The sequence below is a fragment of the Nocardiopsis sp. NPDC006198 genome (assembly GCF_040613895.1).
Classification (GTDB): Bacteria; Actinomycetota; Actinomycetes; order Streptosporangiales; family Streptosporangiaceae; genus Nocardiopsis; species Nocardiopsis tropica.
This window is the reverse complement of sequence record NZ_JBEXSY010000070.1, coordinates 26,103-35,861: the sequence shown is the minus strand read 5'-3', so window position 1 is coordinate 35,861 and position 9,759 is coordinate 26,103. Positions and strand designations below refer to the sequence as shown.

The 9,759-nt window shown below is 74.1% G+C and carries 7 protein-coding genes; 1 reads left to right on the top strand and 6 read right to left on the bottom strand.

Translation table 11 applies throughout. From position 1 onward, the window contains the following. Positions 1-125 precede the first annotated feature (125 nt). Together ABZ234_RS29425 and ABZ234_RS29420 are read right to left on the bottom strand one after the other, a co-directional pair. Positions 126-1,847 carry a glycerol-3-phosphate dehydrogenase/oxidase gene (locus tag ABZ234_RS29425; RefSeq protein WP_267948093.1) on the bottom strand — a complete coding sequence of 574 codons (1,722 nt, stop codon included), beginning with the start codon at positions 1,845-1,847 and terminating at the stop codon, positions 126-128. A gap of 201 nt (positions 1,848-2,048) precedes the next feature. Then, complete coding sequence (locus ABZ234_RS29420; RefSeq protein WP_355014170.1) at positions 2,049-3,572, bottom strand: MFS transporter; 1,524 nt, start codon at positions 3,570-3,572, stop codon at positions 2,049-2,051. A gap of 106 nt (positions 3,573-3,678) precedes the next feature. Here ABZ234_RS29420 and ABZ234_RS29415 point away from each other — a divergent pair, with 106 nt between their 5' ends. After that, positions 3,679-4,371 carry a MarR family transcriptional regulator gene (locus ABZ234_RS29415; protein ID WP_355014169.1) on the top strand — a complete coding sequence of 231 codons (693 nt, stop codon included), beginning with the start codon at positions 3,679-3,681 and terminating at the stop codon, positions 4,369-4,371. A 106-nt stretch (positions 4,372-4,477) separates the two neighbouring features. Here ABZ234_RS29415 and ABZ234_RS29410 read toward each other — a convergent pair whose 3' ends face one another. The 4 genes from ABZ234_RS29410 to ABZ234_RS29395 all read right to left on the bottom strand — a co-directional run bounded on the left by ABZ234_RS29410 (position 4,478) and on the right by ABZ234_RS29395 (position 9,748). Then, positions 4,478-5,356, bottom strand: a complete 879-nt coding sequence (locus ABZ234_RS29410; RefSeq protein ID WP_355014168.1) for a murein transglycosylase — start codon at positions 5,354-5,356, stop codon at positions 4,478-4,480. A gap of 296 nt (positions 5,357-5,652) precedes the next feature. Then, entirely contained in the window at positions 5,653-6,759 is a 1,107-nt protein-coding gene (locus ABZ234_RS29405) for a GuaB3 family IMP dehydrogenase-related protein (RefSeq protein ID WP_267950243.1), read from the bottom strand. Positions 6,760-7,123: 364 nt separating this feature from the next. Further along, complete coding sequence (gene guaB / locus ABZ234_RS29400; RefSeq protein ID WP_267948089.1) at positions 7,124-8,614, bottom strand: IMP dehydrogenase; 1,491 nt, start codon at positions 8,612-8,614, stop codon at positions 7,124-7,126. Positions 8,615-9,064: 450 nt separating this feature from the next. After that, a complete protein-coding gene (locus tag ABZ234_RS29395) occupies positions 9,065-9,748 on the bottom strand; it encodes a sigma-70 family RNA polymerase sigma factor (RefSeq protein WP_267950242.1) in 684 nt (227 codons plus the stop codon). Positions 9,749-9,759 lie beyond the last annotated feature (11 nt).

Here is a 9,759-nt window from a genome sequence, read left to right as displayed (position 1 = left end):
GGCGTGGGCGCGGTCGGCACCGCTTGGGGGCGGGGGGCCGCGGCCCACCCCGCGGGGCGGGGCGGGCGGGGGGGGGGGCGCGGGGGGGGGGGGGGGGGGGGGGGGCGCCCCCGCCCGCCCACCGGTCAGTTCCGGGTGACGCGCGCCTCCGGGACGATCTCGGGCGCCCCGTGCTGGATGGCGTCGGCCTCCTGGTCGGTGTCCTGCTCCTGCGCGGCGCGCTCCGCCTCGATCCCCTTGCGGTAGTACTCCACCTCGCGCTGGATCTGCTCCTTGCTCCAGTCCAGCGGCCCGGCGAGGAGTTCGGCGGCCTCCTCGGCGGCGGCGATCCCCCGGTCCCAGGTCTCGAAGGAGATCCGGGTCCGCCGGGAGAGGACGTCCTCCAGGTGGCGCGCCCCCTCCGCCTCCGCGGCGTAGACGATCTCCGCGCGCAGGTAGTCGTCGGCCGCCGCGAGCGGGCGTCCCAGGTCGGGGCGCTCCCTGACGAGGTCGAGCAGGTCGTGCACGCCGGAGCCGTGGCGGCGGAGCAGGTGGGTGATCCGGGAGACGTGCAGGCCCGAGTCGCGGGCGAGCCGGTACCGCTGGTTGTAGAGCGCGGCGTAGCCGTCCGCGCCCACCAGCGGCAGCCGGTCGGTGACCGACTGCGGGACGCTGCTGCCCAGGCCGTGGGCGACCGCGTCCACCGCGTCCTTGGCCATCACCCGGTAGGTGGTGTACTTGCCCCCGGCGATGAGGACCAGGCCCGGCACCGGGTGGGCGACCGTGTGCTCCCGGGAGAGCTTGGACGTCTCCTCGGACTCGCCCGTCAGCAGGGGCCGCAGCCCCGCGTACACACCCTCGACGTCGTCCCTGCCCAGGGGCGTGCGCAGGACCTGGTTGACGTGGTCCAGCACGTAGTCGATGTCGGCGCGGCTCGCCGCCGGGTTCTCCTTGTCCAGGTCCCAGGCGGTGTCGGTGGTGCCGATGATCCAGTGGCGGCCCCACGGGATGACGAACAGGACGCTCTTCTCCGTGCGCAGGATCATGCCGGAGGAGGCCTGGATGCGGTCGCGCGGGACGACCAGGTGGATGCCCTTGGAGGCGCTGACGTGGATCTGTCCGCGACCTCCGACCATCTCCTGGATGTCGTCGGTCCACACCCCCGCGGCGTTGACCACCTGGCGGGCGCGGATGCGCAGCTCGTCGCCGGTCTCCAGGTCGGCGACGTTGGCGCCGACGACGTGTTCGCCCTCGCGCAGGAACCCGACCGCCTGGACCCGGGACGCGATCCTGGCCCCCAGCCCGGCGGCGGTGCGCAGCACACTGGTGACGAGCCGGGCGTCGTCCACCTGGCAGTCCCAGTACTGGATCGCCCCCGCCAGGGCGCTGCGCTTGAGGGCCGGGAAGACCTTCAGCGCGCCGTTCCTGCTCAGGTGCCGGTGCGAGGGGAGCCCCCGGTTGTTGCGGGAGGACATCGCCAGGGCGTCGTACAGCGTGACTCCCGCGCCGATGTAGGCACGCTCCCACTGCCGCGCGAACGGGAACAGGAAGGGCACCGGGCGGACCAGGTGCGGCGCGATGGTGGTGAGGAGCAGACCCCGTTCGTGCAGCGCCTCGCGCACGAGCTCGAAGTCGAACTGCTCCAGGTAGCGCAGTCCGCCGTGGATGAGTTTGCTGGATCTGCTGGAGGTGCCCGAGGCGAAGTCGCGTGCCTCGACGAGTCCCGTGGACAGCCCGCGCGAGACCGCGTCCAGGGCGATACCGGCCCCGACGATGCCTCCCCCGACCACGAGGACGTCGAGTTCCTCGTCCTTCATCGACGCGAGCGCCTCGGCGCGCCCCTTCGGTCCCAGCCAGGTGGTAGCCATCCGTGGTCCTCCGTCTCGATGGTGTTCCTCCCAGGCGCATACCCACCCGGGGCCCGTGTCCATCGGGGCGATCAGAGGGAACCAGGCTAGCCGCCCGGGGGCGGGCGCGCCGTGCGCCCGCCCCCGGACCGGCGTGTCCTCCGCGCGGCGGCCCCGGACCGCGCCTGCCGCGGGGGGCGGCGCGGGCTCCCGCCCGGCGGCTCATCCCGCCGGACGGCTCCGCAGCGCCAGGGCGAGAAAAGCCGCGGCCAGGGTCGCCAGCCCCCCGGCGACCGCGGCGGCGCCGAGCCCGGAGGAGACGGGACCCGCGGCGGCATCGGCGACGGCGACCAGCGACGCCAGCCCCACCGCCGCGCCGATCTGCTGGGTGGTGGACACCATCGCCGAGGCGACGCCCTGCTCGTCGTCGGAGACTCCCGCCCCGGCCGCCGCGAACAGCACGGGGTAGGTGGTCCCGGCCGTCACGCCGAGCATGACGACGGCGGGCAGCATGGCCCAGTAGGAGTCGGCGGCGACGGCCACGGCGAAGAGGACGGCGGTGAGGCCCGAACCCGCCACACCGGCGAACAGCGCGCTGCGCACGCCCCACCGGGCGAGCAGCGGGGGCAGGAGCAGGGCCGAGCCGAGCATGGCGGCCAGGCCCTGCGGCAGGAAGCCGAGACCGGCCGCGAGCGGGCTGAGGCCGAGGGTGACCTGGACGTGGGTGGTGTAGACGTAGTGCAGCGTGTTCACGGTGCCCATGAGCACGAAGACCAGGGCCATGGTGACCAGCAGGGAGCGGTTGGCGAGCAGGCTCACCGGCAGCAGGGGGTCCGCGGCGCGGCGCTCGAACAGGAGCAGGCCGACCAGGGTCAGCGCGCCGAGGAGGAGGGCGCCGGCGCTCTGCCAGGAGGCCCATCCGACGCTCTGCCCCAGGGAGATCCCGAGGACCAGCAGGAGGGACCCGGCGGTGACCATCGCCGCGCCGGGGAGGTCGAAGCTCGCCCGTCCGGGGCGGCGCACGTCGGCAGGCAGCACGACGGGAGCCGCGAGCACGACGGCGAGGGTGGCGGGGACCAGGGCCCAGAACACCGCGGGCCAACCGAACGCGCTGGTGAGGATGCCGCCGACGGCGCCGCCCGCCAGCGCGCCGAAGGCTCCGGCGGTCCCCCACACCGCCATGGCGCGGATACGGGCGGGCCCCGCGGGGAAGGCCGCGGTGAGCACGGCGAGCGTGGCGGGGAACAGCGCGGCGGCGCCGAGTCCCTGGAGCGCGCGGGAGGCGACGAGGACGGCGGGGTCCTGGGCGAGGGCCCCGGCGACGGAGGCCGCACCCATGAGGGCGGCGCCGGACACGAGCATGCGGCGGGCTCCGAGCCGGTCGGCGGCACGGCCGCCGAGGAGCAGGAAGCCGCCGTAGCCGAGGGAGAAGGCGGTGACCACCCACTGGAGCGAGGCCGCGGAGAAGCCGAGGGCGTCGCCGATCTGCGGCAGCGCGATGTAGACGATGTTGAAGTCGACCGAGATGGTGAAGTGGGCCAGGGCGAGGACGGCAAGCGCGAGGACGGCCCGGCGGGACCGCCCGGGGGCCTTTGGCCCGGACCGCGGTGAGGGTCCGGGTCCGGGGTCGGCGCCGGTGGGGGCGACGGGCCTCGCGGAACCGGCGGTGGGCGGGGGCTCCGCCGGGCCCGCGGGACGGGCGGGCGCCCCAGCACCGGTGGGGGCTGCGGATTCGGTGGGATTCATGGGACCCGGCTCTCTGGGAGGGTTTTTCTCCAGCACTGAACTATTCAGCACGAGAGTAAGACAGAAAGCTTCAGTGCGCAACATTCCAGACTGGTAGCATCTGCCCATGAGCGAACACTGCGGGATCAGCACGTCCGAGGAGCGGACCTGGGACGCCGCCACACTGGCCTTCCGGCTGCTGGACCAGCGCGTGGAGCGCGACGTCCAGCAGGAGGTGGACCTCCCCCTGACCTACTACGAGCTGCTCGTCCTGCTCTCGAAGAGCGAGCACGGGTCACTGCGGATGAGCGACCTGGCCGAGCTGACCCACACCAGGGCCAGCCGGATCTCGCACGCGGTGCGGAAGCTGGCCGAGGCGGGCCTCGTGGACCGCGTGCACTGCGAGGAGGACCGCCGCAGCTGGTTCGCCGTCCTCACCGACAAGGCCCGCGGGGTCCTGCGGGACGCCGGCGCGAGGCACGTGGTCAGCATGCGGGAGAACCTGTTCGACGTGCTCAGCGCCGAGCAGCGCGACCAGCTGCTCGACATCAGCCGGACGCTGCTCGCGCGGCTCGCCCCCGAGAGCGCGCTCGCCCGGGAGGGCGTCCCCACCCGGGAGGAGAGCGACGCGCTCGCGCGGGAGAGCGCGGGCGGGACCGGGACCGGCACGGGCGGCGGGGCGGGGCACGGCGGGGCGTCCGGGGCCGAGACCGGCACGGCAGGCGGGACGTCCGGGACCGACACGGCAGGGGCCGGGGCCGGCACAGCAGGCGGGGCCGCGGGGCCCGGCGCACCGGAGGGGGCCGGGGCGCGCGGGTGAGTGCGGGCACGGCTGCGCGGAGCGGGCCCGGGGACCCCCCGATTCCAGGGAACCACGCGGAACCGCTCCGCGGGAGGCCCCCGCCGGGGCCTGTGGACGGAACCGCTCAGGCGGACGCGTCGGCGTAGGCGTGCGCGTAGGCGAGGACGTCGTTGACGTACTCCCTGGACCGGTTGTACTCCAGGATCGCGGCCTCCCAGTCGGCCGCGTCGGTCAGGTCGCGGCCCTCCGCGCACAGGTACCGGGCGGCGGCCAGCGCCGCGTCGTCGATGTTGTGCGGGTCGGGGTCGCCGCCCTCCAGCGAGGCGCCCCAGCGCCCCCACGTCGTCGGGATGAACTGCATCGGGCCGATCGCCCGGTCCCACTCGGTGTCGCCGTCGTACCGGCCGCCGTCGGTGTCGGGGATCGCGCGGGTGTTGTTGGTGCCGTCGAGCGGGATGCCGATGATGTCCACGGTCGTGGTGCCGTCCGGTCCGATCTCGCCCCCGGCGTAGGTGCCGTGGATCGACTCCACCATGCCGATCCCGGCCAGGGTGGGCCAGGACAGCTGGCAGGACGGCTGGTCCTCGGCCATCACCAGCTGCGCGCTCGCGTACCCCTCCAGGGCCCGGCTCGGGATGGTCGTCGCCTCGGCCACCCGCTCCACCCAGGCGCCCTCGGCGCGCGGGGCGGTCGGCTCCGGCGTGTGCCGCTCGTCGGCGCCCGGCTCCCCGGACGGGTCCGGGTCCGCCGCGGCCGCCGTCAGCTCGGAGCGGTCCGGCGGCCCCGTGAGCTGGTCGTGCGGCGGCGTCTCGATGGTGCCGGCCTGGGGTTCGGCGGTCTGCCCGGCAGGCGGGGACCACTCGTTGAGGGCGTCGGAAACCCGCCCCACCAGGTAGAACACTCCCCCTGTCACCAACAGGCACAGTGAGAGCGTCACACAGACGACGATCACCGGACCGCGACTTCGACGCCTCCCGGTACCGGTGGCCCGTCGGCTGCCCATCTGGCTCCCCGCTCGTCAAGAAAAGGTCAACTGCACATCACGCGTCACCAAAGTACGCGACCAGGGACAGTCGGTGCTCATCGATCCCACCCCCGCCCTTGTTCGCCCAGTTCAGGGACGTGGGACCGGCCCCCGGGCGGCGCCGGCCCGGCCACCGGGCCGCCCGCGGGGCCGTGCGGCGGGCCTGTCCGGCCCCGGGGCCCGGGCCTGTCCGAACATGCGGCCGCGGGGGGCCGCGACGCGAGGGGGCCGTGCCGGACGGCACGGCCCCCTCGACCCGCTCGGGGCGCGTACGCCTAGCGGTGCGGGTTGACGACGACCTCGACCCGCTGGAACTCCTTGAGGTCCGTGTAGCCGGAGGTGGCCATCGTGCGGCGCAGGGCGCCCATGAGGTTCATGGAACCGTCGCTGGTGTCGGCCGGGCCGTGCAGGATCGACTTGAGGTCGCCGATGGTGCCCACCCTGACCCGCTCGCCGCGCGGCAGCTCCTCGTGGTGGGCCTCGCTCCCCCAGTGGTAGCCGCCGCCGGGGGCCTCCGTGGCCCGCGCCAGCGGCGAACCCACCATGACGGCGTCGGCGCCGCAGGCCAGGGCCTTGGCGATGTCACCGCTGCCGGTCATGCCGCCGTCCGCGATGACGTGCACGTAGCGGCCCCCGGACTCGTCCAGGTAGTCGCGGCGCGCGGCGGCCACGTCGCCGATGGCGCTCGCCATCGGCACGGCCACGCCGAGCACGGACCGCGTGGTGTGCCCGGAACCGCCGCCGAAGCCCACCAGCACGCCGGCCGCGCCGGTCCGCATCAGGTGCAGGGCCGCGGTGTAGGTGGCACACCCGCCCACCACGACCGGGACGTCCAGGTCGTAGATGAACTGCTTGAGGTTGAGCGGCTCGGCGCGTCCGGACACGTGCTCGGCGGACACCGTGGTGCCGCGGATCACGAAGATGTCCACGCCGGCGTCGACGACGGCCTTGTGGTACTGGGCGGTGCGCTGCGGCGACAGCCGTGCCGCGGTGACCAGGCCGGCGTCGCGGATCTCCTCGATCCGGCGGCCGATCAGCTCCTCCTGGATGGGGGCGGCGTAGATCTCCTGGAGCCGCCTGGTGGCCGCGACGTCGTCGAGCTCGCGGATCTCCTGGAGCAGCGGTTCCGGGTCCTCGTAGCGGGTCCAGAGGCCCTCCAGGTCGAGCACGCCCAGACCGCCCTGCTCCCCGACGGCCACGACCGTCTTGGGGGAGGCGACGCTGTCCATGGGGCTGACCACCAGCGGCGTCTCGAACCGGTAGGCGTCGATCTGCCAGGCGATCGACACCTCCTCCGGGTCCCTCGTGCGTCGGGCAGGCACGATCCCGATCTCGTCGAGCTCATAGGCCCGGCGCCCGTTCTTGCCCAGCCCGATCTCCACCTGCGCCAACGTTTCGATCCCCTCTGACGTGCGGCACCGGCTCGTCTACCGGCGTCTTTCCTGCCGCCGAGAGTCTATCCGCCCAAAAGTTGGACCGGGTTTGACCCGCTCCGCCTGGACTCGCGCAGCGCGGCCGACCGGGTCGCCGCCCCACCGGCCGGGCAGGCCCCGGCGGTCGCACCCGTCCCCGTGGACGACCGGGCCCCCGACGGTCACGGGTTCCTCGGACATCCGGGCGTCGGAGCCGCCCGCGGGGCCGCCGGGGGCGGGGAGCGGAAGGGGGAGAAAGGGAAGGGCCGCCCGGGAGGGGTCTCCCGGACGGCCCGCACCGCCGACGCGCCGGCGGACCGGCGCGCGGGACGGGTCAGCGCGCGTTGTAGTTGGGCGCCTCGACGGTCATCTTGATGTCGTGCGGGTGGCTCTCCCGCAGTCCGGCGCTGGTGATCCGCATCAGCTGGCCGCGCTCGCGGAGCTCGGGCACGGTACGGGTCCCCGCGTACCACATGGACTGGTGGAGGCCCCCGACCAGCTGGTGGGCGACCGCCTGGAGCGGGCCGCGGAAGGGCACCTGGCCCTCGATGCCCTCGGGGACCAGCTTGTCCTCGGAGGCGACGTCGGCCTGGGCGTAGCGGTCCTTGGAGAAGGAGCGGCCCCGCATGGCGCCGAGCGAGCCCATGCCCCGGTAGGCCTTGAACTGCTTGCCGTTGATGAAGATCAGCTCTCCCGGGCTCTCCTCGACACCGGCGAGCAGGCTGCCGAGCATGACCGTGCTGGCGCCCGCGGCGATGGCCTTGGCGATCTCGCCGGAGTACTGGAGCCCGCCGTCCGCGATGAGCGGGACGCCCGCCGGACCACAGGCCCTGGAGGCCTCCAGGATGGCGGTGAGCTGCGGCGCGCCGACGCCGGCGACGACGCGGGTGGTGCAGATGGAGCCCGGTCCCACGCCGACCTTGACGGCGTCGGCCCCGGCGTCGACGAGCAGCTGGGCGCCGGCCCGCGTGGCCACGTTGCCCGCGACGATGTCGGCGCGGGAGTTGGCCTTGAGCTTGGCGATCATGTCGGCGAGCCCGGCGGAGTGGCCGTGCGCGGTGTCCACGACGACGAAGTCGACCCCGGCCTCGACGAGCAGCTTGGCCCGCTCCTCGGCCTCGGGTCCGACGCCGACGGCGCCGCCGACGACCAGGCGCCCGTCGGCGTCCTTGGTGGCGTCGGGGAACTGCTCGCTCTTGATGAAGTCCTTGACGGTGATCAGGCCGCGCAGGCGGTTCTGCGCGTCGACCAGGGGCAGCTTCTCGACCTTGTGCCTGCGGAGCAGCTCGAAGGCCTGCTCGCGGCTCACGCCGACGGGGGCGGTGACCAGGTTCTCGGTGGTCATGACGTCGCGGACCAGCCGGGCGCGGTCGCTCTCGAAGCGCATGTCCCTGTTGGTGACGATGCCGACGAGGGAGCCGCCGGCGTCGGTGACGGGGACGCCGGAGATCCGGTAGTGGGCGCACAGGCGCTCGACCTCGGCGAGGTCGTCCTCCGGCTTGCAGGTGACGGGGTCGGTGACCATCCCGGCCTCGGAGCGCTTGACCAGGTCGATCTGGCTGGCCTGGTCCTCGGCGGAGAGGTTGCGGTGCAGGACGCCGGCGCCGCCCTGGCGCGCCATGGCCACGGCCATCCGGGCCTCGGTGACGGTGTCCATCGCCGCGGACAGCAGGGGGATGCTCAGGGTGATGTTGCGGGACAGGCGGGTGGTGGTGTCCACCTCGCCCGGCTGGAGGTCGGAGTAGGCCGGTACGAGGAGCACGTCGTCGTAGGTCAACCCCGGCGGCAGCAGTTTGTCCCCGTAGTCGCTGTACTCCTGGCCCATGACACAACCTCCGCTATCCCGGCACACCTGCGCGGTTCGCCCCCGCGTGTCGTCTCATCCTAGGTCGTCGCCCTGTGCGGCCCCGGTGGAATGAGGTGTTTGACCCGTCACCCCGACCCGAAAGTGAGCGGTATCACGGTTTGGGGGCCGTACTCGGACGGACCTGCCCGCCCCTGCCTCCGGACAACACCGGTCGGCGCCCCGGGCTTCCCGCGGGAGGGGCGGAGGGGCCGTGCGCCACGGGACCGGAGCGTCCACGGGCGGCCACCCGGCGGAGGGCCGGGCAGCACGAAGGGGCCGGTCGCCGGAGGGCGGGGTCGGCGCGCGGTGCGACGCGCTCAGTGCCAGCCGGAGCCTCGGCGTCCGGCCTGGCCGGGGTAGCGGCAGCGGCCGTGGACCCGCGGGCGGTCGGGGCACACGCGGCGCCCGGGACGGGGGCGTCCGCCGTGTTCAGGGGAGGAGGCGGTTCGCCACGGCCACCTGCCGAAGCCGAGCGATAGCTCGGTGCTGGGCGACCCGTACCGCGCCCGCCGACATTCCCAGTACATGTCCCGTCTCATCCGCTGTCAGTCCTGCGATCACCCTCATGACCAGGAGCTTGCGCTGCTGTTCCGGCAGCTCGTCCAGGAGCTCCCTGGCGCGCTGGGCCTCGATCACCCGCACCGCCGACTCCTCCGGTCCCGGGTCGTCGTCCGGCTGTTCGGGCACCGCGTCGGTGGGCACCGTCTCCACCCTGCCCGCGACGCGCAGGGTGTCGGCGACCTTGTGGGCGGCGATGCCGAACACGAAGGCCGCGAAGGGGCGGCCCCGGTCCTGGTAGCGCGGTACGGCCGAGAGCAGCGCGATGCAGACTTCCTGCGCCACGTCGTCGGAGTAGTGGGCCAGGCCCGAGACCCGGGCGAGGCGTGCGTGGCAGTACCTGACCACCATGGGCCGGACCGCGCGCAACAGCGAGTCCATGGCCCCGTCGTCCCCCCGGACGGCGAGCGAGCCCAGATGGTTCAACCCTGTGTCGCGGGCGGCGGAGTCCGCCTGCCCGTGTGTCCCTGGCCGCTGCGCGGTAGCGCCCCCCCGGGCGCCTGCATCCGTCACGTTAGGAATGATGCCCCCACTGCGGGACCCAACCGCTCCAATCGCCAACTACG